This window comes from Comamonas odontotermitis (assembly GCF_020080045.1).
GTDB lineage: Bacteria > Pseudomonadota > Gammaproteobacteria > Burkholderiales > Burkholderiaceae_C > Comamonas > Comamonas odontotermitis.
Genome location: NZ_CP083451.1, coordinates 1,312,875 through 1,335,040, shown reverse-complemented (window position 1 = coordinate 1,335,040; position 22,166 = coordinate 1,312,875). Strand labels below are relative to the sequence as shown.

19 protein-coding genes and 1 riboswitch are annotated in these 22,166 nt (G+C 59.0%); of the genes, 3 read left to right on the top strand and 16 right to left on the bottom strand.

Features of this window, described 5'->3' with window-relative positions; genetic code table 11:
* Positions 1-23: 23 nt before the first annotated feature.
* The gene (locus LAD35_RS06140; RefSeq protein WP_224151824.1) at positions 24-3,110 is read right to left on the bottom strand and encodes a glycerophosphodiester phosphodiesterase family protein; all 3,087 of its coding nucleotides are present in this window, start codon (positions 3,108-3,110) and stop codon (positions 24-26) included.
* A gap of 19 nt (positions 3,111-3,129) precedes the next feature.
* Positions 3,130-3,339, bottom strand: a complete 210-nt coding sequence (locus LAD35_RS06135) for a hypothetical protein (protein WP_224151823.1) — start codon at positions 3,337-3,339, stop codon at positions 3,130-3,132.
* 143 nt (positions 3,340-3,482) lie between these two features.
* Here LAD35_RS06135 and LAD35_RS06130 point away from each other — a divergent pair, with 143 nt between their 5' ends.
* The gene (locus tag LAD35_RS06130) at positions 3,483-4,694 is read left to right on the top strand and encodes an ABC transporter substrate-binding protein (RefSeq protein ID WP_377779919.1); all 1,212 of its coding nucleotides are present in this window, start codon (positions 3,483-3,485) and stop codon (positions 4,692-4,694) included.
* 134 nt (positions 4,695-4,828) lie between these two features.
* Here LAD35_RS06130 and LAD35_RS06125 read toward each other — a convergent pair whose 3' ends face one another.
* Entirely contained in the window at positions 4,829-5,494 is a 666-nt protein-coding gene (locus tag LAD35_RS06125) for a nitroreductase (protein ID WP_224151822.1), read from the bottom strand.
* 192 nt (positions 5,495-5,686) lie between these two features.
* Here LAD35_RS06125 and LAD35_RS06120 point away from each other — a divergent pair, with 192 nt between their 5' ends.
* On the top strand, positions 5,687-6,199 hold the full coding sequence (locus LAD35_RS06120) for an O-acetyl-ADP-ribose deacetylase (protein WP_224151821.1): 513 nt from the start codon (positions 5,687-5,689) through the stop codon (positions 6,197-6,199).
* A 97-nt stretch (positions 6,200-6,296) separates the two neighbouring features.
* Here the strand turns inward: LAD35_RS06120 and thiC are convergent, their stop codons facing one another.
* Positions 6,297-8,231, bottom strand: a complete 1,935-nt coding sequence (thiC, locus tag LAD35_RS06115) for a phosphomethylpyrimidine synthase ThiC (RefSeq protein ID WP_224151820.1) — start codon at positions 8,229-8,231, stop codon at positions 6,297-6,299.
* Positions 8,232-8,513: 282 nt separating this feature from the next.
* A riboswitch (TPP riboswitch) is annotated at positions 8,514-8,635 on the bottom strand.
* A gap of 332 nt (positions 8,636-8,967) precedes the next feature.
* Here thiC and LAD35_RS06110 point away from each other — a divergent pair.
* A complete protein-coding gene (locus tag LAD35_RS06110) occupies positions 8,968-10,098 on the top strand; it encodes an ABC transporter substrate-binding protein (RefSeq protein ID WP_224152601.1) in 1,131 nt (376 codons plus the stop codon).
* A gap of 78 nt (positions 10,099-10,176) precedes the next feature.
* On the opposite strand, the gene LAD35_RS06105 is transcribed toward LAD35_RS06110, so the two are convergent.
* The 12 genes from LAD35_RS06105 to LAD35_RS06050 form a co-directional block, all read right to left on the bottom strand.
* Positions 10,177-11,160, bottom strand: a complete 984-nt coding sequence (locus tag LAD35_RS06105; RefSeq protein ID WP_224151819.1) for a branched-chain amino acid ABC transporter permease — start codon at positions 11,158-11,160, stop codon at positions 10,177-10,179.
* A 10-nt stretch (positions 11,161-11,170) separates the two neighbouring features.
* Positions 11,171-12,055, bottom strand: coding sequence for a branched-chain amino acid ABC transporter permease (locus LAD35_RS06100; protein ID WP_224151818.1), 885 nt, complete (start codon positions 12,053-12,055; stop codon positions 11,171-11,173).
* 44 nt (positions 12,056-12,099) lie between these two features.
* Positions 12,100-13,296 carry an ABC transporter substrate-binding protein gene (locus LAD35_RS06095; RefSeq protein WP_224151817.1) on the bottom strand — a complete coding sequence of 399 codons (1,197 nt, stop codon included), beginning with the start codon at positions 13,294-13,296 and terminating at the stop codon, positions 12,100-12,102.
* Positions 13,297-13,455: 159 nt separating this feature from the next.
* Positions 13,456-14,163: an ABC transporter ATP-binding protein gene (locus LAD35_RS06090; protein ID WP_224152600.1), complete on the bottom strand. Its 708-nt coding sequence runs from the start codon at positions 14,161-14,163 to the stop codon at positions 13,456-13,458.
* Between the two features lie 16 nt (positions 14,164-14,179).
* Positions 14,180-14,950: an ABC transporter ATP-binding protein gene (locus LAD35_RS06085; protein ID WP_224151816.1), complete on the bottom strand. Its 771-nt coding sequence runs from the start codon at positions 14,948-14,950 to the stop codon at positions 14,180-14,182.
* Positions 14,951-15,283: 333 nt separating this feature from the next.
* The gene (locus LAD35_RS06080) at positions 15,284-15,766 is read right to left on the bottom strand and encodes a DUF1178 family protein (RefSeq protein WP_224151815.1); all 483 of its coding nucleotides are present in this window, start codon (positions 15,764-15,766) and stop codon (positions 15,284-15,286) included.
* A 3-nt stretch (positions 15,767-15,769) separates the two neighbouring features.
* Positions 15,770-16,087 carry a DUF2818 family protein gene (locus LAD35_RS06075; RefSeq protein WP_224151814.1) on the bottom strand — a complete coding sequence of 106 codons (318 nt, stop codon included), beginning with the start codon at positions 16,085-16,087 and terminating at the stop codon, positions 15,770-15,772.
* Between the two features lie 28 nt (positions 16,088-16,115).
* Positions 16,116-17,609 (bottom strand): NADH-quinone oxidoreductase subunit NuoN, encoded by a 1,494-nt coding sequence (nuoN, locus tag LAD35_RS06070; protein ID WP_224151813.1) that lies wholly within the window; start codon positions 17,607-17,609, stop codon positions 16,116-16,118.
* A 27-nt stretch (positions 17,610-17,636) separates the two neighbouring features.
* Positions 17,637-19,106 (bottom strand): NADH-quinone oxidoreductase subunit M, encoded by a 1,470-nt coding sequence (locus LAD35_RS06065; RefSeq protein ID WP_224151812.1) that lies wholly within the window; start codon positions 19,104-19,106, stop codon positions 17,637-17,639.
* A 12-nt stretch (positions 19,107-19,118) separates the two neighbouring features.
* On the bottom strand, positions 19,119-21,158 hold the full coding sequence (gene nuoL, locus LAD35_RS06060) for an NADH-quinone oxidoreductase subunit L (protein ID WP_224151811.1): 2,040 nt from the start codon (positions 21,156-21,158) through the stop codon (positions 19,119-19,121).
* 28 nt (positions 21,159-21,186) lie between these two features.
* Complete coding sequence (nuoK, locus tag LAD35_RS06055) at positions 21,187-21,495, bottom strand: NADH-quinone oxidoreductase subunit NuoK (RefSeq protein ID WP_184705829.1); 309 nt, start codon at positions 21,493-21,495, stop codon at positions 21,187-21,189.
* Complete coding sequence (locus LAD35_RS06050; protein WP_224151810.1) at positions 21,492-22,160, bottom strand: NADH-quinone oxidoreductase subunit J; 669 nt, start codon at positions 22,158-22,160, stop codon at positions 21,492-21,494. Before LAD35_RS06050 ends, nuoK begins: the two co-directional genes overlap by 4 nt.
* Positions 22,161-22,166 lie beyond the last annotated feature (6 nt).

Here is a 22,166-nt window from a genome sequence, read left to right as displayed (position 1 = left end):
TGTGAGCCATTTCAACGCAGCGATCAGGCCTGAGCCTTGCGTTTGCGGCGCCAGGCTAGCATACCAATGCTGCCCGACAACAGTGCCAAAGCCGCCTGACCCAGGGCCGGAACCGGCGTGGCCTGCGCCGATGGCGTACCAGGGTCTCCCGCCACCACAGCAACACCGCCCGGATCGCGGATCACACCGTCGGCCACCAGGTCGTCATCGCCCAATTGGCCGTCCGTCAGGTTCAGCACCACCTTGTTGCCGTTGATGGTGGCGTTGGGGTACGCATACCAGTGGTCCTTCTGGTTGTCTGCCGTCTTGCCAAACTTGTAGTACCTGGCGTTTGCGGGCAGCGTCTCGGGATAGGTCAACTCCACCGTGGCGCTTTGCCCTGCCTGTCCACCCGTGAGCTGCAGGCTCACCAGGCCAAACGGAAAGCTCACGCCTTGAGGCGGCTGTGAAGCAGCGCTAACTGCTACCGGCTTGCCCGCATCAAACGCCCACAGACCGGAGCCACCACCACTGACGCTGGCCTGCACATCACCCGCCTTGCCAACTGGTGCCAGGGAAGCCGTTGCAGGCTTGGCAGCGAAATCAAACTGAAGCTGGCACTGGCCGGTAAGCGTGCCCGTAGTGTAGGTGGAGCGATCCGCATTCCAGCTGCCTGCGGGGCAATTGCTGCTTGCGGCCAGCCCCAGCAGTTGGTAGCCCGGCTGCGGCACTACCGTGCAGCTGCTGGTCTGGCCCGGTACGGCGCTGGAGCACGCAACGCTGCCCGCCGATGCCACGTTGGGCACGCCCACCACGCCATGGCTGCCATCGCCAACAATCAGTGTTACAGGCTTGCCCAGGATCACGTAGCTGTAGTTGGCATCCATCTTGTGGCGGTAGCCGGGCATGACGATGGCCGTGCCAGCCGTGCTGAAGCTCAGCGTGCCGCCGTTGTCCTGTGCCACAGCGGCAGTGCCTCCCAGGTACACCAGCTCGTTGGCCACTGCAGCCTTTTTGTCCTGCAGTTGCGTGAGCAGATCAACCTCCAGATTCACTGGCGTGTTGAGTGCCAGCACGCCTTGCTGGGGCTTGGCAGAAATATCGACCGGAAAGTCGCTGGCCAGATAGGCGTGGTCGGTGGTGATGCCGTGGGTGCCCCAACTGTAGTACTTGTAGAAATCTGCGGGCGTATTCACCGTCCACGGCCAGAATGTGACGCCGCGATGCTTGGCCGCCTCCATGGTGCGCTGGCTGATGGCGCCATAGCTGGGGTTGAAGGTAGAGGAATTGGCCTGTGTGGCTTCCAGCACGTTGCGCACGCTGTTGGTCACATCGGCGCTCTCGGCAATGCTGTTGAGAAAGCCGCCGGTCAACTCCGGCATCTGCTCGGCACTGCGCTTGAGCTGGTCGCTGCTGAACGAAATGGCAACCGATTGGTCGGCCACGCCCTCTTGCTCCATCTCCTTCTTGAGCTGGGCAATGATGCGCGGGTTGGCACTCTTGAGCTCGATCACATGGGTGATGGGCTTGTCCTTGAAGGTCTGGAAATACTCGCGCATGGTGGGCACCTGGTAGCCCTTGCCCTTGGTGCGCAAGGCTTTGACCTGATCGAGGCTCATGCCTTCGACAGCGCCGGTGCCGGTCGTGGTGCGGTTGACCGTGTCGTCATGCATGATGACAAGGTGGTCATCGGTGGTGATGTAGATATCGTTTTCCACAGCATCGGCCCCGGCGGCCACGGCGGCTCTCGCGCTTTCCAGCGTGTTTTCGTCTTCACGGCTGGGCATGCCGCGGTGGCCGATCACGAGCGGCTTGCGCAGCAGGGTATTGGCAGGCAGCTTGCGCAGCACCTCCGCATAGGCAGCGCTGTTGGCCGACACCACGCCGTTGACGCCACTGGTCAGGATGCGTGCCGCCTGCTCGGGCGTATCCGCTTCGGCACTTGTCCATACCGTGATCAGCAGGCGCTGCAGGCGGGCCACGAAGTCACGGTGGCTCAGGTTCGCGGGCAGGATGGCGATCTTGGCGCCTGCACGGTTGGTGTCGCCGGAGATCGTGAGCAGGTCCTGGGTCGATGTGCCCAGGTTGCGCTGGCTGAAATCCACAGCCGTGCGCACCTTGGGCAGCGCTACGCGCGCCTGTTTGAGCAGTGCCACATCGCCAGACAGCAGCGTGACATCGGCCAGGTTGTGTACATCGTTGGAGAAAGCCACCAGCGCATGCACCGTGGCCGCATCGTCAATACGCAGCAGCGGTATGGTGTTGCGCGCAGCTTGCTCGTAGTGCGCCTTGAGGGTGCCCACCACGGCGCCATTGGCGTCCTTGAGGTTGAGCGCGCTGTCCAAACTCAGCAAGCTCGTGCTGACGCCCGTTCCGTCCAGCGCCACGCCCGCATGGGCCGCCTGCACCAGCGTCGGCGCCATGGCAGCCAGCGTGCCGGTGTCCTGTACGGTGACAGGCATGTCAAGATCAGGCAAAGGGGTCAGCTGTTCGGTCACCTTCAGGCTCTTGACGCGCATGACCAGCCCCGCAGTCTGCATGCCGATACCGCCTTGGGTCAGGCCAGATGTGATGACGACATCGTGCAACAAGACTCCATTGAGGTATTGCCGAACACGGTTCCCATGTACCACCACGCTGGCAATATAGGTCTTGTTCTTGTCGATGGCTTCGGTAAAAGCCTTGGTGCTGGTCACCGACCATGCACCCGCCTTGCGGAACGCGAATTCAGTCCCATTGCTGGCAGTGGCGTTCTGTCGCATCGCGAACTGGTGATAGGGTTCATAGGCGTAGGTTCCGCTCTCTGCAGAACTGCGGTACATCACACTGCCCCAGCGGGTGTTGCTGTTCACCTTGTCGAAGGTGAATTCCATGTCGACGCGGTAGTTGGACAGCTTTTCCAGCTCCACCGGCAGCATGACGGCCGTCATTGCGGTGTCGTTGGCGGTGCCGTCGATCAGCAGGTTGCCGGTTGTCGCGTCAATGGAGGCCTTGCCTTTGTTCCATCCAGGCGTGCGCCAGCCAATAGGCAGGCCGGTTGCAGTCTTGTCGTTGAATACCTTGTCGACATAGACCTGTCCTTGTGGATCGGCTTTGGCCAGCCTGGCCTCCAGCGCCTGCAGAGGCTGCATGCTTGCAACCACAGCGCTTTCAGCGGCAAGTGTGGTTTGAAAGGGCAATGTCAGCAATGTTGCCATTGCTGCCACAAGAGGTAGGCGTCGCATAGTATCCCCAAAAGAAAGGCGAGAGTTTTGCAACAATCAATGACACGGTCATGAAAAAAGCATGCACCTTTCCTATGGCAAACGGCCGCGTCTTCTTCAACACATCCTCTGCTATCTGCACAAAAATTAAAAACATACAGGTTATCAATATTCAGACGACGTAACCTGGGCGACATGAAACGGCAGGTGCAACGGTTTTCACTATCACGCACCAGAAGCAATGCTTCTAGCATGCATGCAGACACCTATCCACTCCAACCAATTACAAAGGAGCCTTTCATGTTCAAGCCCTCGTTCCCAGTTCTGAGCCCCGTCATGGCAGCCTGCGCGTTGGCATGCGGTCTGCTGGCCAGCCCGGCCCACGCCCAGGACAAGGTTCGCCTGGGATTCCTGACCGATATGTCCAGCCAGTACGCCGACGGCGACGGCAAGGGCGGTGCCACAGCGATCCAGATGGCCATTGACGATTTCGGTGGCAAGCTGCTGGGCAAGCCGATTGAGTTGATCGCTGCAGATCACCAGAACAAGGCGGATATTGCCTCCACCAAATCACGCGAATGGGTGGACACGCAGGGCGTGCAGTTGCTGATTGCCGGCACCAACACCGCCACGGCACTTGCCATGGGCCAGGTGGCCAACGAGAAAAAACGCGTGCTGCTCATCAATGGTGCGTATTCCTCGGGTATCACCGGTGCCAACTGCTCGCCGTACTGGGTGCACTACAACTCCGACACCACAGCCATTGCACGGGGCACGGGCAAGGCCGTGGCAGAGCAAGGCGGCAAGAGCTGGGCCCTGCTGGTGTCCGACTACACCTTTGGTCACACGCTGGAAAACGACATCACCAAGGTCATCACCGCCAACGGCGGGCAGGTACTCAAATCAGTTCGCGCACCTTTTCATGCCAACGACTTTTCGTCCTACCTGATGCAGGTGCAGTCCAGCAAGGCGCAGATTCTGGGCCTCGCCAATGCGGGTGGCGATTTCATGAATTCGCTCAAGGCCGCGCGCGAGTTTGGCGTCACCCCCAAGATGAAACCGGTGGCGCTGATGGTGTTTGCCAACGAAGTAGAAAGCCTGGGGCTCAAACTTGCCGGTGGCCTGATGTTCACCGACAGCTGGTTCTGGGACCGGACCCCTGAGGCACGCAAATGGACTGACCGCTTCTATGCCAAGACCGGCAAGATGCCAACTTCGCTGCACGCATCTGACTACTCCTCTGCCATGAACTATTTCAAGGCCGTGGAAAAGGCCCAGACGCTGGATGCCGACAAGGTGATGGCCACGCTCAAATCCATGGAGCTGAACGACATGTTTGGCAAGGGCAAGATCCAGCCCAATGGCCGCTATGTGCACGACATGTACCTGCTGCAGGTGAAGACGCCCGAAGAATCCAAGGCCAAGCACGACTCGTTCAAGCTGATCAAGGAGCTGCCCGGCGACACCCTGTTTGCCAGCAAGGAAGAGGCCAACTGCCCTATCTGGAAGTAAACCCGGCCAACCGCAGGCCCATACAGCACAAAAAACACAAAAGCCGCAAGAAACCCTTGCGGCTTTTTGCTATGAAAATTTAAGTGATAGCGCGCTACGGACAAGCGCCAGCAGCCACTTTCACTGCAAACAGCTCATTCAAAGCCCCGCATCTGCGCCCACTCGGCAAACGGCGCACGATCGGCGCGCAATGTATTGATCGGCGCCAGCGTGTCTTCATAGCCCAGTGCCACACCGTAGGCAACGCGGTAAGGCTCAGGGGCCTTGAGTACCCGCTCCACCGTATTGCCATAGCGGCGCCAAAAGCCTTGGGCACAGGTGGCCATGCCGCGCTCGGTGGCCAGCAGCATGAGCGATTGCAGGTAGATGCCCAGATCCACCCACTGCGCATAGCCCATGCGCTCGTCTGCAAACACCAGAATACCCACCGGCGCCCCAAAGAACTGGCCATTCCTGGCCAGTTGCTCCAGGCGTGCCGCCTTGTTCTCGCGCGGGATGGCAATGGTTTTGTACAAATCTTCGCCGTTCTTGAAGCGGCGGCTGCGGTACGGCTCCCACAGGTTGGGCGGATACGACAGGTTGCTGACCTGCTCCTCATCGGGCTGCGCCGCAGCAATAGCATCCGTGAGCTGCGTCAAGGCCGCCCCCGCCAGCGCCACCACACGCCAGGGCTGTAGGTTGCCTCCGGATGCGGCCTGCGCGGCATCACTCATCAGGCTGTGCACCTGGTCTGCCGTAGGGGCCTTGGGTAAAAACGCGCGCACCGAGCGGCGCTCTTTCATGGCTTGAGAGACATTCATGGCTGGGTCTTTCTTGGATGAAAATCGCAGGCGATAGGCCGTCACTGCAGGCAAGTTTAGTGCAGTGCAGCAAATAGGTCTGACACTTTCGTTGCAAGATACAGGTGAGTCACTTGTGGAGGCGCTACGCTGAAACCCCAGGGCCCCTCTGCAAACCGCCTTTGTAGAGGCCCTCATTGCCGGACTCTTGCCATGCACATCACTGCCATCCAATCCGACATCACAAGCTTGCAGGTGGATGCCATCGTCAATGCCGCCAACTCATCGCTGCTGGGCGGCGGTGGGGTCGATGGCGCCATTCACCAGGCCGCCGGGCCCGAGCTGCTGCACGAATGCCGATTGCTGGGCGGCTGCAAAACGGGTGACGCCAAGATCACGGGTGGCTACCGGTTGCCTGCCAAACACATCATCCACACCGTAGGGCCTGTGTGGCGCAATGGCGAAAACGATGAAGCATCAATGCTTGCGGCATGCTACCGGCACTCGTTGACCTTGGCCGAAAGCGTGGGTGCACAGGCCATCGCCTTCCCCAGCATCAGCACCGGCATCTATGGCTACCCCATTGCACTTGCGGCGCGCATCGCCGTGGCAACCGTCAAGGCATGTGCAGGAAACGCACCCGGCGTTCAGTCTGTGGTGTTCTGCTGCTTTTCGGCCAACGACCTGGAGATGTATGGGCAGGTGCTGCGTGAGCTGGCAGACTGAAGCTAACGGCCTCTTCAAGTAGTTGCTACCTAATAAATAGCGGCCAGCGCTTTGTGGATTGGCGCTGGCCGCTATTTTCGTCTCTATCTCACACGGTTCAACGCGCTGTCGTATCCGATGCGATCGGAATGTAGAACTCGCCGCCCGTGCGGTTGAACTCTTCCGCCTTGGCCTGCATGCCCACCGAGATGCCCTGCTCCGCGGCCACACCTTGCGATTTGGCGAAATCGCGCACTTCCTGGGTGATCTTCATCGAGCAGAACTTGGGCCCGCACATGCTGCAGAAGTGCGCCACCTTGGCGCTGTCCTTGGGCAGCGTCTCGTCATGGAACGCACGCGCTGTGTCGGGATCCAGACCCAGGTTGAACTGGTCCTCCCAGCGGAAATCGAAGCGCGCCTGGGAGAGCGCATCGTCGCGCGAGCGTGCGCCCGGATGACCCTTGGCAACGTCAGCCGCGTGCGCTGCGATCTTGTAGGCAATGATGCCTTGCTTGACGTCGTCACGATCGGGCAGGCCCAGGTGTTCCTTGGGCGTCACATAGCACAGCATGGCGGTGCCGAACCAGCCGATCATGGCTGCACCGATGGCGCTGGCGATATGGTCGTAACCGGGGGCGATGTCGATGGTCAGCGGCCCCAGGGTGTAGAACGGCGCCTCGTGGCAGTGCTTGAGTTGCTCGGTCATGTTGGCCTGGATCATGTGCATGGGCACGTGGCCAGGGCCCTCGATCATGGTCTGCACATCGTGCTTCCATGCGATCTGGGTCAGCTCACCCAGCGTCTTGAGTTCGGCAAACTGCGCCTCATCATTGGCATCGGACGCGCAGCCCGGGCGCAGGCCATCGCCCAGCGAGAAGCTCACGTCGTACTGCTTCATGATGTCGCAGATATCCTCGAAGTGCTCGTACAGGAAGCTCTCGCGGTGGTGTGCCATGCACCACTTGGCCATGATGGAGCCGCCGCGCGAGACGATGCCGGTGCGGCGCTGGGCCGTGAGGTGGATGTATGCGAGGCGCACGCCTGCGTGGATGGTGAAGTAGTCCACGCCTTGCTCGGCCTGCTCGACCAGCGTGTCGCGGAAGATTTCCCAGGTCAGGTCCTCGGCAATGCCACCCACCTTTTCCAGCGCCTGGTAGATGGGCACGGTGCCAATGGGCACGGGCGAATTGCGGATGATCCAGTCGCGCGTGGTGTGGATGTTCTTGCCGGTAGACAGATCCATCACGTTGTCGGCGCCCCAGCGAATGGCCCAGACCAGCTTTTCGACCTCTTCCTCGATGCTGGATGTGACAGCCGAGTTGCCGATGTTGGCGTTGATCTTGACCTTGAAATTGCGCCCGATGGCCATGGGCTCGATCTCGGGGTGGTTGATGTTGGCCGGAATGATGGCGCGGCCGCGCGCCACTTCGTCACGTACGAACTCGGGCGTGATGATCTTCGGAATCGCGGCGCCCAGGCTGTTGCCGGCCAGGCGCGCTTCGCGTGCAGCATCTTGCTGGTACGCGGCCATCCACTCGCGGCGGCCATTCTCGCGCAAGGCTACATACTCCATCTCGGGCGTGATGATGCCCTTGCGCGCATAGTGCATCTGGGTGACGTTGCCACCGCTCTTGGCCCGGCGTGGCTGGCGCTGCAGCGCGGCTGCCTCGGCCCGCAGTTGGGCCACGCGCGCATCCTCCTCGCCGCGCTTGCCACCATCGTCCAGCGCCACGCGCAGGCGGCCGGCATAGTATTCGCTGTCGCCACGCGATTCGATCCAGCTGCCACGCACGCTGGGCAGGCCGCTGCGCACATCGATCACCGCCGACGGATCGGTGTACGGCCCCGAGGTGTCATACACGCTGACCTGCTCGCCATTGGTGAGTGCGATGTCGCGCACGGGCACACGCAACTCCGGGTGGATGGCGCCATTGAGATGGCTTTTGGTGGATGCCGGAAAAGGCTGACGGGATTGGGCCAGCAACTGGGCAAAGCGGGCTGCATCAGGGGCGTTGCCAGCGGCGGGAGTGAAGATCGAATCGGGGGCGTTCATTGCAGTCTCCAAAAAGCGTATGAAGTTCATCAAACGCTCCGTGGAGTGCTGGGCCCGCTCTGATCTGGTGGTGACGGCTTTGGTGCCGCCACCATCCTGCACCGGGGGAGCCTTTTGCACTGACTGGCCAATGCTGAGGCTCCCTCTGGAATCTGCCGACTCCAGCCTAGGCCGTTGCGCCCCGAAAGTTCGCCCTAAAAAGACAAAACCCCAGTGCGCGAGGCGCCTGGGGTGTGCTGTGCCCATGGATGGATGCCCCGCATCCTCTTGTCCAAGGGCCCTGCGTCAGGGTCCCGCTCTTCTTCCGCCGGTATGAACCGGATCAAGTTCGTCGGGTTCGCTAATCAGCAGTCTTGCAACTGCCTTTCGCATCTCAGCGCTTTCGCACACCCCGGAGCTGCATGCAGTATAGCCGGTTCCCGCCGTACTGCGCCAGCCCTTCGCCCTCATTGCGTACACCAGCCCCATTCGCGCAGATCCATGCTGGGGTGGCCCTGTTTTGGTGCTTACCCCAGTAGGCACTGCCCATTCCGCCTGCAACCATCGGGGCGCAGCAGCCCACGCCTGCCCCGCACGTGGCCGCCGCGCCGTACGCATGTCTTTTTGAACAAGGAGTACTCCCATGAATGTTCCTGCAACGCCACGCCTACCCGCGCGCCGCGCGCTACCACACCGCAGACGCCCAATAGCTGCAGCGGCTGCTGGCTGTGTTCTCGCCTTGGCGGCCCAGGGTGTCATGGGGCAGGACAAGGTGCGGATCGGGTTCATCACCGACATGTCCAGCGTCTATGCGGATGTAGACGGCAAGGGCGGTGCTCTTGCCTTGCAGATGGCGATTGATGACTATGGTGGCAAGGTGCTTGGCAAGCCGGTGGAGCTGATGGTTGCCGACCACCAGAACAAGGCGGATCTGGCAGCGTCCAAAGCGCGCGAATGGTTTGACCAGCGCGACATGCAGATGCTGGTGGGCGGCACCACCTCCAGCACTGGCCTTGCCATGGCCAAGGTGGCCGAGGAGAAAAAGCGCCTCATCATTGTGAACGGCTCTGGCACATCGGCCCTCACCAATGACCAGTGCAGTCCGTACACGGTGCACTACGCCTACGACACCGTGGCACTGGCAAAGGGCACCGGCGGCGCCATTGTGGGCCTGGGAGACAAGGACTGGTTCTTCCTGACCGCCGATTACGCCTTCGGCCATGCCCTGGAAGCCGACACCACCAAGGTGATCAAGGCGGCTGGAGGCCGCGTGATTGGCTCGGTCAGGCATCCCATCAATGCATCGGATTTCTCATCCTTTCTGCTGCAGGCACAGAACTCCAAGGCACAGATACTTGCCATGGCCAATGCAGGTGGAGACACCATCAACACCATCAAGGCGGCGCGGGAGTTTGGCGTGACCAAGACCATGAAGCTGGCTGGCCTGCTGCTTTTCAGCTCGGACATCCACAGCCTCGGTCTCAAGCAGACTGAAGGGCTGATGTTCACCGACAGCTGGCACTGGGATCTGAACCCGGAAAGCCGCAAGTTCTCCGATCGCTTCTTTGAGAAGTTCAAAAAGATGCCCACCTCGCTGCAGGCGGCCGACTACTCGGCCATGATGACTTATCTCAAGACTGCCGACAGGATCAAATCCACCGATTCGGACAAGGTGATGGCAGCACTCAAGTCAGAACCCTTGTCCGACTTCTATGCCAAGGGCACCATTCGCCCCGATGGCCGCTACGCCCATGAGATGTACTTGATGCAGGTGAAGGCACCCGCAGAATCGAAAGGTGCCTGGGACTACTTCAAGATTCTCAAGACGCTCAGCCCCGACGATGTGTGGACGACCAAGGCAGAATCCACCTGCAAGCTCTGGAAATAATCCCGCCCAAAAAACCAAAGGCCCGCACATGCGGGCCTTTGTCGTTGGCAGCGCAGTGGAGAAACTGCGCAGTTGAGCTTATTTCTTCCTGCGATCGACGAAAGCGATCAATTCGCCCATGATGCCTCGGCGGAAGGCCAGCACGCAGATCACAAAGATGAGGCCGGTGACGATGGTGACGGACTCACCCAGAGTGTTGAACCATTCCACGCCCGTCCAGCGCGACAGCGCGCTGCCAATATCGCCGATCTTGTTTTCCAGGGCCACGATCACCGCTGAGCCCACGATAGGCCCGGACAGCAAGCCCAGACCACCCACCAGCGTCATCAGGATGACCTGGCCCGAAGCGGTCCAGTGCACGTCCGTCAGCGTGGCAAAGCCCAGCACGACCGTCTTGAGCGAACCAGCCAGTCCTGCCAACGCTGCCGAGATGACAAACGCCAGCAGCTTGAAGCGATTGACATCGTAGCCCAGCGAGATGGCGCGCGGCTCGTTTTCCTTCAGGGCCTTGAGCACCTGGCCAAACGGTGAATGCACGGTTCGCATGATCAGCAGGAAAGCCAGCACGACAATGACGAGCGCCACGTAGTACATCGTAAGGTCGCTCTCCAGGCTCAGCACGCCAAACAGCTTGCCACGTGGCACGGCCTGCAGACCATCTTCGCCGCCGGTAAACGGCATTTGCAGGCAGGCAAAGAATAGCATCTGCGCCAGCGCCAGGGTAATCATCGAGAAGTAGATACCCTGGCGGCGAATGGCCAGCCAGCCAAACACCAGGCCCAGCAACGCACCGAAGGCCACACCAAACAGAATGCCGAGTTCAGGCGTCAGATGCCATGTCTTGATGGTATGGCCCGTGATATAGGCTGCGCCACCAAAAAATGCAGCATGGCCGAACGACAGCAGCCCGGTATAGCCCAGCAACAGGTTGAAGGCGCAGGCAAACAGCGCAAAGCACATCAGCTTCATGACGAACACCGGATAGGCGCCCATCAAGGGGGCTGCAATCAGCCCCAGCAGCAGCAAGCCGTATCCCCATTTGGCAAATTTCTTGGAATTCATCCCCTAGCCCTCACTTCGCTTTGCCAAACAGGCCTGCTGGGCGCACCAGCAACACAATCACCATGATCACGAACACCACGGTGGCCGAGGCTTCCGGATAGAACACCTTGGTGAGGCCTTCGATCACGCCCAGGCCCAGGCCCGTGACGATCGCGCCCATGATGGAGCCCATGCCGCCAATCACCACCACCGCAAACACGGTGATGATCAGGTTCTGTCCCATGAGAGGCGTGACCTGGTAGACCGGCGCAGCCAGCACACCGGCAAAGGCCGCCAGGCCCACGCCGAATGCATAGGTCAGCATGATCATCAACGGCACATTCACACCAAAGGCTTCAACGAGGCGTGGGTTTTCCGTGCCAGCGCGCAGGTAGGCGCCCAGGCGGGTCTTTTCAATGACGAACCAGGTCGCAAAGCACACCACGAGCGATGCCACCACCACCCACATGCGGTAGTTGGGCAGCATCATGACGCCAACATTGGTCGCACCTTCGAGCAGTTCAGGCGTGTCATAGCCCAGGCCCGATACGCCATAGATCGAGCGGAAAACGCCCTCGATCAACAGCGACAGGCCCAGGGTCAGCAGCAAGCCATAGAGGTGGTCGAGCTTGTAGATGTGGCGAAGCAGGAAGCGCTCGATGACCATGCCGATGGCGCCAACCAGGATGGGCGATAGCAACAGCATCACCCAGTAGTTGACCTGGAAGTATGACGCGGCCATCCACGTGAACATGGCCCCCAGCATGAACAGTGCTCCATGTGCGAAATTGATCACATTGAGCAAGCCGAAGATAACTGCCAACCCCAGACTGAGGATGGCATAGAACGACCCGTTGACGAGGCCCAGCAGAAGCTGGCTCATCAAGGCCGGAACTGAAACACCAAAAATTTCCATGAGGGGCTCACGAATCAGTGGATGAACACGCGCCGGGATTCAGCTTATTTCCAGAGAGCGCACTTGGATTCGGCCTTGGTGGTCCACACCTTGTCAGCCGGCAAGGTCTGCAGCACCTTCAGGTAGTCCCAGGGCTTCTTGGACTCGGCCTGCTTCTTGACCTCCACCAGGTACATGTCGTGGGCGTAGCGGCCATCGGGGCGGAGCACGCCCTTGCCATAGAAGTCGTTGAGCGGCGTGCTCTTGAGGTGTGCCATCACCTTGTCGGCATCCGCCGTTTTCACAGCTTCAACGGCCTTCAGGTAGTTCATCGTGGCAGAGTAGTCTGCAGCCTGGATGTCGGTGGGCATGCGCTTGGTCTTGGCGAAGAACTTCTCGGCAAACTTGCGCGATTCGTCGTTCATGTCCCAGTACCAGCTGACGGTGTGCAGCAGGCCTTCGGTGTTCTTCAGGCCCAGGCTGTGGATGTCGGTCAGGAACACCAGCAGACCCGCAGTCTTCATGGTCTTGTTGATGCCGAATTCCTTCGCAGCCTTGACGCTGTTGATGAAGTCGCCACCCGCATTGGCCAGACCCAGCACCTGGGCCTTGGAGTTTTGCGCCTGCAGCAGGAAAGAGGAGAAATCGGATGCATTGAGCGGGTGCTTGACCGTGCCCACCACCGAGCCACCGCTGGCCTTGACGACAGCTGCCGTATCGTTCTCCAGCGAATGGCCGAAGGCATAGTCCGCTGTCAGGAAGAACCAGCTCTTGCCGCCACGCTCGACCACGGCACTGCCGGTACCCTTGGCCAGCGCCATGGTGTCATAGGCATAGTGCACGGTGTAGGGACTGCACTGCTCGTTGGTCAGGGCTGTTGCACCAGCGCCGTTGACGATGAATACGCGCTTTTTCTCCTGCGCAATCTTGGCCATGGCCAGTGCGGTGCCGGAGTTGGTGCCGCCAAACAGCATGGTGACGCCCTGGGTATCCACCCACTCACGCGCCTTGGATGCGGCGATATCCGCCTTGTTCTGGTGATCGGCCGACACCAGCTCGATTGGCTGGCCCAGCACCTTGCCGCCAAAATCATCGATGGCCATCTGGATGGCGATCGCGCCGTTCTTGCCCTCGACGTCTGCGTACAGACTGGACATGTCGGTAATGAAGCCGATCTTGACCTTTTCCTGCGCCTGGGCCGCGCCGGCAGCAAGGGCCATCAAGCAAGTGACCTGTGCAATGGTTGTGAGCTTCGCTTTCATCTCTGTCTCCTGTAAAAACATTTCTGATGGACCAGCAATGGTGGTCATGCTTTCTGCTGGCCCTAAAAAAGAGAGCAGTCAGCGCTTACCGGTTGGGGGGTTCAATAATTTTTCTACCTTAAACCCAATCAAATCAAGCGCTGCCAGCTATTATTTTTATCAAACACCCAACAAGGTGTTGAGCAGCGGCATCTTGGCCTCCAGCTCATCAGCCCCGAACTGCTCGACGATCTGCCCGTGTTCCATGACATAGAGGCGGTCTGCCAGAGGAGCAGCAAAACGGAAGTTTTGCTCGACCATCACCACCGTATAGCCCTTGGCGCGCAAGCTGATGATCATGCGAGCCAGTGCCTGCACGATCACGGGCGCAAGCCCTTCGGAGATTTCATCGAGCAGCAGCAGCTTGGCGCCTGTGCGCAAAATCCGCCCCACGGCCAGCATCTGCTGCTCGCCACCCGACAGCCGGGTGCCCTGGCTGTGCTTGCGCTCGGCCAGGTTGGGGAACATTTCGTAGATTTCAGCGACCGACATGCCTGGCGTCCCCATCTTCAGATCGGGTGGCAGCATCAGGTTTTCTTCACAGGACAGGCTGGCAAAAATACCGCGCTCTTCCGGGCAGTAGCCCAGCCCCAGGTGGGCGATCTTGTGGGTTGGCATGCCGATGGTTTCGACGCCATTGACCTTGATCGAGCCCTTGCGAGACCCTGTCAGGCCCATGATGGCGCGCATGGTGGATGTGCGCCCCGCTCCATTGCGGCCCAGCAATGTGACCACTTCGCCCGGCATCACGCGCATGTTCACGCCATGCAGCACGTGCGACTCCCCATACCATGCCTGCAGGTCGGAGATTTCCAAGGCAGGCGTCATATTCTTGTCGTTCATCTCAGTGCGCTCCCTGCAGCTGGCCGTCCGTCGTTCCCATGTACGCTTCCATCACCTGCGGGTTCTGAGACACCGTCTGGTAATCGCCTTCGGCCAGGATCGCGCCACGCTGCAGAACGGTGATGCGGTCTGCAATGGTGGAGATCACCTTCATGTTGTGCTCCACCATCAAAATGGTGCGGCCTGCCGACACCTTCTTGATCAGTTGCGTCACCCGGTCCACGTCCTCATGGCCCATGCCCTGTGTTGGCTCGTCGAGCAGCATCAGCTCGGGCTCCATGGCCAGCGTCGTCGCAATCTCCAGCGCCCGCTTCTGACCATAGGGCAGGTTCAGGGTCACCTCATTGGCCATGTGGGCCAGGCCCACTTCATCCAGCAACTCGACGGCGCGGCCGTTGAGGCTGTCGAGCGTGCGCTCACTACGCCAGAAATGAAAGGAGGTTCCCAACTGGCGTTGCAGCGCGATACGCACGTTTTCCACCAAGGTCAGGTGTGGAAAGACTGCCGAGATCTGAAACGAGCGAATCACCCCGCGTCGCGCAATCTGCGCTGGCTCTTCCTTGGTGATATCGACGCCATTGAAATGAATGACGCCCTTGGTCGGGGTCAGAAACTTGGTCAGCAGGTTGAAGCAGGTGGTCTTGCCCGCGCCATTGGGCCCGATCAAGGCGTGGATGGATCCCCGCTGAACGGACAAATTCACGTTGCTGACCGCTGTAAATCCACGGAACTCCTTGGTGAGATCCTGGGTTTGAAGAATGACATCACTCATTGGCACTGCACCACTTCGCTTAAAAAAGTTCGGCGCATCCTTGCACGTAAAGGACACGCCGCTTCGACAATGCCCATGTTAGGAAAAACTATCAAGAAGTCATAGTGGGGAAAGCCTGTAAGTACGCATGCGTAAGCGTTTTCCCGTGGGCGCGAGCTGCTCATATTTTTATAGTCATCAGGATGACATGCAAGATGCCCGCCAGAACTGTGATCTCGATGACCGGCATGCCCTTGATTGCCATGGAATTGGCATGAGATAGCTATGAATTAGGAAGCACAAAACACAAACAGCCAGTGCAATACTGGCTGTTCTGATTGAAAAATGAAAATGCTACTGCAGGCTGTGTTTTGCAGCTTCTGGAAGCAGCAAGGGAACGACCTCGATTCCGTCGTCCGCCAACGACCGTCGTTCGTCTGCAGTTGCGGTGCCACGAATGGCGCGGCCCTCAACTTCACCTTCATGCATCTGGCGTGCAAGCCCGGCAAAGCTGGAGCCCACGTCTTCGGTGTTCTCCACAATGTGGCGAGAGACCGCGAGCCATGCCTGCTGCATGGCTTGAAGATCGGCAACCGGTGCTGCCGCATCGCTTGCCGTCCCCTGGTGAGACGTCTCCTGGATAGGCTTGGCGGGAGCGGATACTGTGTTGGATTTGCGTGCCAGACGGGGAGCGTTCAGGCCTTTGACGATCTCGGCAGAGCCGCACATCGGGCAACTGAGCCAACCACCCTGCTGTTGCTGCGCAAACTCGGCATCAGAAGCAAACCAGCCTTCGAACACGTGGTTCAAAGGGCAGCGCAGATTGAGAACCTTCATACGCTAGTCCGCCGAACGGCTTTTGCGGGTCAGGTATTGGTAGACGAATCCTGGAAAGGCAAAAGTCAGAAACAGCGTGGCAGTAATGGCGTAAAACTCCCAGCCCTGGGCGCTGCGCTGCCCGGCCTTGCCTTCCAGCAGCAAGGCCAGAGCCCCTGTCAGCACATACAGCACCACCAGCTCGACCAACCGTATCCACAGGGCTTTGCCGCCCACGCTGCCTCGGGGGCCGACGGCGAAAAGCCGCTGATTGAGAAAAGGAATATTGGCTGCGACAAAGCCCGCCACTATCACGAGCCAGATGGATGCAGTGATAGACATGCGGGCTTTCTTGCAGAAGGACTACAGCTTAGCTTGCCAATGCACGCAGCACGGCATCGGAGCACAGCTTCATCAGGCCACCGGGCACAATGCCCAGGATCAGCACCAAGGCACCATTGACGACCAGCACGGCACGCACGTCCAGCGGGGCCGACACCTTGGTGGCAGTGATGGGCTTGTCGAAGTACATGACCTTGACCACGCGCAGGTAGTAGAACGCACCGATCAGGGACATGATCACTGCAAACACGGCCAGCGCAATGTACAGACCACTGCCCGATGCCACCAGCGCCTGCAGCACAGCCAGCTTCGAATAGAAGCCCACCAGCGGAGGAATACCCGCCATCGAGAACAGGCAGATGGCCATCACACCCGCATACAGGGGGCTGCGTTGGTTCAGGCCTGCAAAATCAGCAATCTCTTCACTCTCGAAACCTTCGCGGGCCAGCAGCAGCACCACACCGAAGGTAGCCAGCGTCGTCAGCACATAGGTCACCACGTAGAACATGGCGGCGCTGTATGCGTTGCCAGCGGTAGCAGCCTCTACATTGCCATTGACTACACCGGACATCAGGCCCAGCAGCACAAAACCCATTTGCGAGATGGTCGAGTACGCCAGCATGCGCTTGATATTGGTTTGCGCAATGGCGGCCAGGTTACCCACCAGCAGCGACATGATGGCCAGCACCGCCAGCATCTGCTGCCAATCGATGGCGAGCGGCAGCAGGCCATCCACCAGCAGACGGATCACGATTGCAAAAGCTGCCAGCTTGGGTGCACCGCCAACGATGATGGTGACAGCCGTTGGCGCGCCCTGGTACACGTCAGGAACCCACATGTGAAATGGAACCACACCCAGCTTGAAGGCCAGGCCAGCTACCACGAACACCAGACCGAAGACCAGCACTTGGTGACGGATCAGACCGGAGTTCACCGCCTTGAAGACCTCGCCGATGTCGAGCGAGCCGGTAGCGCCATAGATCATGGACAGGCCGTACAGCAGGAAGCCCGAAGCCATGGCGCCCAGCACAAAGTACTTCATGCCGGCTTCAACAGCGGTTTCGTTGTCACGACGCAGGCATACCAGCGCATAGCTCGACAGAGTCAGCAATTCCAGGCCGAGGTAGATGATCAGGAAATTGTTGCCCGAGATCATCACGTTCATGCCCAGCAAGGCCAGCAGGGACAGCGAGAAGTACTCGCCGCCGCGCAGCATTTCGCGGTCACGCGCATAGCCTCGGCCATACACCAGGGTCACCGCCATGGCGATGGCTGCGAAGCACTTGAGCCAGTTGCCCATGGAGTCGGAAACCACCATGTTGCCAAAGGCGTAGAAGGTATTGCCTGCACTGGCGTACATGCCCGTGATCACGGCCACCACCACCAGGGTCAGCAGCGACAGGATGTAGGTCACGGTACGACCACGGCTCTTGACGCCGAGGTCCACCAGGGTGATGACGCAGCCCATCACCAACAGTACGATTTCAGGATAGATAGCCAGCCAGCTGATGTTATCAATCATCTCAAGTCTCTCAATTCTGTCCGGGCATCACAGCTTGGACGTGGCGACATGCTTGAGCAGGTCAGCAACCGACGCACCCATCACATCCGTGAATGGCGCAGGATAGATACCCATGTACAGCACTGCGGCTGCCAACACGGCCAGGATAAAGAATTCGCGGCCACCGATATCCTGCAGCTCACGGACATTGTCATTGGTCACCGGGCCAAAGTACACGCGCTTGTACATCCAGAGGGTGTAAGCCGCACCCAGGATCAGGGCAGTTGCAGACAGAACACCGATCCAGAAGTTGAACTTGGTGGCACCCAGGATCACCATCCATTCACCGATGAAACCAGCGGTGCCCGGCAAGCCGCAGTTGGCCATTGCGAACAGCAGCGCGAAGGCAGCAAACTTGGGCATGGTGTTGACCACGCCGCCATAGGCAGCAATTTCACGGGAGTGCACGCGGTCATACAGCACGCCGATACACAGGAACATGGCGCCCGACACGAAGCCGTGGGCAATCATCTGCACGATGCCGCCCATCACACCGATGTCGTTGAAGATAAAGAAACCCAGAGTCACAAAACCCATGTGAGCCACCGACGAGTACGCCACCAGCTTCTTCATGTCCTTCTGCACGATGGCAACCAGACCCACATAGATCACGGCAATCAGCGACAGCGCGATGATCAGCCATGCCCACTTATGGGCAGCGTCAGGTGCAATCGGCATCGAGAAACGCAGGAAGCCATAGGCACCCAGCTTCAGCATGATGGCGGCCAGCACGGCGGAGCCACCGGTAGGTGCTTCCACGTGCACGTCCGGCAGCCAGGTATGCACCGGGAACATCGGAACCTTCACCGCAAAGGCTGCAAAGAAGGCAAAGAAGATCAGCGTCTGCTCCGTCATCGACAGCGGCAACTGGTGCCAAGCCAGAATTTCGAAGCTGCCTGCCTTGGTGTACAGGTACAGGATTGCGATCAGGGTCAGGAGCGAACCCATCAGCGTGTACAGGAAGAACTTGAAAGCCGCGTAGATGCGGTTGGGTCCGCCCCAGATACCGATGATCAGGTACATCGGGATCAGCGTTGCTTCGAAGAACACGTAGAACAGCAGACCGTCCAGTGCGGAGAACACACCGATCATCAGACCCGACAGAATCAGGAACGCACCCATGTACTGGTTGACGCGCTCGGTGATGTTCTCCCAGGACGCCAGCACCACGATCACCGTGATGAAGGCCGTCAGCGGGACAAACCAGAACGAGATGCCATCAACGCCCAGGTAGTAATTGATTCCGAAGCGCGGAATCCAGGAGGCCTTTTCGACGAACTGCATGGCCGAAGTACCAAGCTGGAAGCCTGTGTACAGCGGTATCGTGACCAGCAAGCCAGCCAGCGCGCCGATCAAGGCGATCCAGCGCACCATCTTGGCTTGTTCTTGCTTGCCGAAAGCCAGCACCACCGCGCCAAAGACGATGGGGGTCCAAATTGCAAGACTCAACAATCCCATTTTTCTTCTTCCTTACTTGTTGAGCAGCACAAAGTACGTCATGGCCAGGAAGATGCCCAGAATCATGACCAGTGCGTAGTGATACACATAACCCGTCTGCAGCCAGCGCACCAGTGCAGCGATACGGCCAACCACCTTCCAGGAGCCATTGACGATCAGGCCGTCGATGAGGCCCTGGTCGCCCACCTTCCAGAACACATTGCCAAATACGCGCGCGCCACGGGCAAAGACGTTTTCATAGACCCAGTCCACGCCGTACTTGCCTTCCAGCACCTGGTACAGGCCGATCTTCTGCGAAGCGCGCTTGATGGCTGCAGGAATCTCGGGCTTGACCATGTAGAAGATGAAGGACACCACGACACCTGCCAGGGCCAGCCAGAAAGGCGTAGCCGTAAAGCCATGCAATGCCATCGGCAGCCAGCCGTGAATCTTCTCGGCCAACTCCGCCATGGCTCCATGCTTGGAGCCGTCGACATAGATAACGCCCTTGAAGAAGTCGCCAAACAGCATGGGCATCAGCGCGATGGCACCAATCACCACCGAAGGAATGGCCAGCAGCACCAGAGGCAAGGTCACCACCCATGGCGACTCATGCGGCTTGGCATCGTGGCCATGGCCGTGATGGTCGTCATGTCCATGGTGGTCATCATGGTGCGCATCGGGGTTCTGGTCGTAACGTTCCTTGCCGTGGAACACGATGAAATACAGGCGGAACGAGTAGAACGCAGTGATGAACACACCAGCCAGCACGGCAAAGTTGGCAAAACCGGCAGCAGGCAGATTTGAAGCGTGCACCGCCTCAATGATGGCATCCTTCGAGTAGAAGCCCGAGAAGAATGGCGTACCGATCAGCGCCAGATTACCCAGCAGGAAGGTGATCCAGGTGATGGGCATGTACTTGCGCACACCACCCATCCAGCGGATGTCCTGGTTGTGGTGCATGCCCATGATCACGGAACCAGCTCCAAGGAACAGCAGCGCCTTGAAGAATGCGTGGGTCATCAGGTGGAACACCGACACCGAGTAGGCCGACACACCCAGTGCAATGGTCATGTAGCCCAGTTGCGACAGCGTGGAATATGCAATCACGCGCTTGATGTCATTCTGGATGATGCCCAGAATACCCATGAACAGCGCAGTGATCGAACCAATCACCAGGATGAAGTTCAGCGCAGCGTCTGACAGCTCATACAGCGGCGACATGCGCGAAACCATGAAGATACCGGCGGTCACCATGGTCGCCGCGTGGATCAGTGCCGAGATGGGGGTTGGACCTTCCATCGAATCAGGCAGCCAGGCGTGCAGCGGAAACTGTGCCGATTTGCCCATGGCACCAATGAACAGGCATATGCAGATCACGGTCATCAGCGACCAAGTGGTACCCGGCAGAGTGATGCCACCCAGCTCATTGGTCTTGGCGAAGATCTCGGTGTAATTGAGCGTGCCGGTGTAGGCAGCGATCAGGCCAATGCCCAGAATGAAGCCGAAGTCACCAACGCGGTTGACCACGAAAGCCTTCATGTTGGCGAAGATCGCAGTTTCCTTCTTGAAGTAGAAACCGATCAGCAGGTACGACACCAGACCCACTGCTTCCCAGCCGAAGAACAGCTGCAGCAGGTTATTGCTCATCACCAGCATCAGCATCGAGAAGGTGAACAGCGAGATGTACGAGAAGAAGCGGTCGTAGCCGTCATCTTCTGCCATATAACCGATGGTGTAGATGTGCACCATCAGCGACACGAAGGTCACCACGCACATCATCATTGCCGTGATGGAATCGATCATGAAGCCGATTTCCATCTTGAGCGAACCCACCGTCATCCAGGTGTAGAGCGTCTGGTTGAAGGTGGCACCTTCGAACACAACGCTCTGGAACGTCATCGCAGAGATGACGAAAGCAATCAGCACACCCAGGATGGTGAGCGAGCGGCTACCGACACGGCCGATACGGTTGCCACCAAATGCGGTACCGAATATGCCTGCCAGCAAAGATCCTGCGAGCGGAGCCAGAGGCACCGCCAACAGTGTTGAAGCAGAAAGGGTTTGACTCATTCTTCTTAACCTTGCAAGTATTGGTGCCTCAACCCTTCAGGGCATTGAGATCTTCCGCATCAATGGTGGATTTGTTACGGAACAGCAGCACCAAGATAGCCAAGCCAATAGCCGACTCCGCAGCGGCAACCGTCAAAATAAAGAACACGAAGATCTGTCCGTGCATGTCACCCAGGTAATGGGAGAAGGCAACGAAGTTCATGTTCACCGCGAGCAGCATCAGCTCGATGGCCATCAGCAGCACAATCAGGTTCTTGCGGTTCAGAAAGATTCCGACCACAGACAGAGCAAACAGCATTGCTCCCAGAGTCAAAAAGTGACCAAGTGTCAGTGTCATGCCTTCTTCTCCTCGGTTGCGGCAGCTTCTTGCACCACAGGGGCAGCAGGCTTCACCGTTTCCACCTTCACCAGCTTCAGACGGTCTTCGGCACGCACGCGCACCTGCAGCGACGCATCGATCGCCTTGGAATCCTTGCGATGGCGCAGTGTCAGTGCAATCGCAGCAATCATGGCAACCAGCAGGATCACGGCAGCGATCTGCACTGGGAACAGGTACTCGGTGTACAGCAGCGTACCCAGCGCCTTGACGTTGCTGTAGGGAACGACCTTGCCAGCAGCATCCACCACCGTTGGAATCACCTTGGGCTCATCCACCATGCTGAAGCCGCCAATGAGCACGACACCCATTTCGAAGGCCACAATCGCAAAAATCACAGCGGCGAGCGGAAAGTTCTTCCAGAAACTCTTGCGCAGCTGGTCGATGCGGATATCCAGCATCATCACCACGAAGAGGAACAGCACCATCACGGCGCCCAGGTAAACCATCACCAGAACGATGGCCAGAAACTCAGCCTTGAGCAGCAGCCAGATACCGGCTGCCTGCGAAAACGCCAACATCAGGTGCAGCACAGCGTGCACCGGATTTGGGGCAGTAACGACCCGGAATGCCGCGTATAGCAGCACCACCGAGAACAGATAGAAAAAACCAGTTGTGACGTCCATGTGGGG

What these genes read in the sequence shown, in the direction of transcription:
- LAD35_RS06125 (WP_224151822.1), bottom strand. Translation starts at nt 5,494, where the DNA reads ATGAATGTCTCTCAAGCCATGAAAGAGCGCCGCTCGGTGCGCGCGTTT.
- LAD35_RS06065 (WP_224151812.1), bottom strand. Translation starts at nt 19,106, where the DNA reads ATGGGATTGTTGAGTCTTGCAATTTGGACCCCCATCGTCTTTGGCGCG.
- thiC (WP_224151820.1), bottom strand. Translation starts at nt 8,231, where the DNA reads ATGAACGCCCCCGATTCGATCTTCACTCCCGCCGCTGGCAACGCCCCT.
- LAD35_RS06100 (WP_224151818.1), bottom strand. Translation starts at nt 12,055, where the DNA reads ATGGAAATTTTTGGTGTTTCAGTTCCGGCCTTGATGAGCCAGCTTCTG.
- LAD35_RS06120 (WP_224151821.1), top strand. Translation starts at nt 5,687, where the DNA reads ATGCACATCACTGCCATCCAATCCGACATCACAAGCTTGCAGGTGGAT.
- LAD35_RS06080 (WP_224151815.1), bottom strand. Translation starts at nt 15,766, where the DNA reads ATGAAGGTTCTCAATCTGCGCTGCCCTTTGAACCACGTGTTCGAAGGC.
- LAD35_RS06140 (WP_224151824.1), bottom strand. Translation starts at nt 3,110, where the DNA reads ATGCAGCCTCTGCAGGCGCTGGAGGCCAGGCTGGCCAAAGCCGATCCA.
- LAD35_RS06090 (WP_224152600.1), bottom strand. Translation starts at nt 14,163, where the DNA reads ATGACGCCTGCCTTGGAAATCTCCGACCTGCAGGCATGGTATGGGGAG.
- LAD35_RS06075 (WP_224151814.1), bottom strand. Translation starts at nt 16,087, where the DNA reads ATGTCTATCACTGCATCCATCTGGCTCGTGATAGTGGCGGGCTTTGTC.
- LAD35_RS06050 (WP_224151810.1), bottom strand. Translation starts at nt 22,160, where the DNA reads ATGGACGTCACAACTGGTTTTTTCTATCTGTTCTCGGTGGTGCTGCTA.
- nuoK (WP_184705829.1), bottom strand. Translation starts at nt 21,495, where the DNA reads ATGACACTGACACTTGGTCACTTTTTGACTCTGGGAGCAATGCTGTTT.
- LAD35_RS06130 (WP_377779919.1), top strand. Translation starts at nt 3,483, where the DNA reads ATGTTCAAGCCCTCGTTCCCAGTTCTGAGCCCCGTCATGGCAGCCTGC.
- LAD35_RS06095 (WP_224151817.1), bottom strand. Translation starts at nt 13,296, where the DNA reads ATGAAAGCGAAGCTCACAACCATTGCACAGGTCACTTGCTTGATGGCC.
- LAD35_RS06135 (WP_224151823.1), bottom strand. Translation starts at nt 3,339, where the DNA reads ATGTTTTTAATTTTTGTGCAGATAGCAGAGGATGTGTTGAAGAAGACG.
- LAD35_RS06105 (WP_224151819.1), bottom strand. Translation starts at nt 11,160, where the DNA reads ATGAATTCCAAGAAATTTGCCAAATGGGGATACGGCTTGCTGCTGCTG.
- nuoL (WP_224151811.1), bottom strand. Translation starts at nt 21,158, where the DNA reads ATGAGTCAAACCCTTTCTGCTTCAACACTGTTGGCGGTGCCTCTGGCT.
- LAD35_RS06085 (WP_224151816.1), bottom strand. Translation starts at nt 14,950, where the DNA reads ATGAGTGATGTCATTCTTCAAACCCAGGATCTCACCAAGGAGTTCCGT.
- nuoN (WP_224151813.1), bottom strand. Translation starts at nt 17,609, where the DNA reads ATGATTGATAACATCAGCTGGCTGGCTATCTATCCTGAAATCGTACTG.
- LAD35_RS06110 (WP_224152601.1), top strand. Translation starts at nt 8,968, where the DNA reads ATGGGGCAGGACAAGGTGCGGATCGGGTTCATCACCGACATGTCCAGC.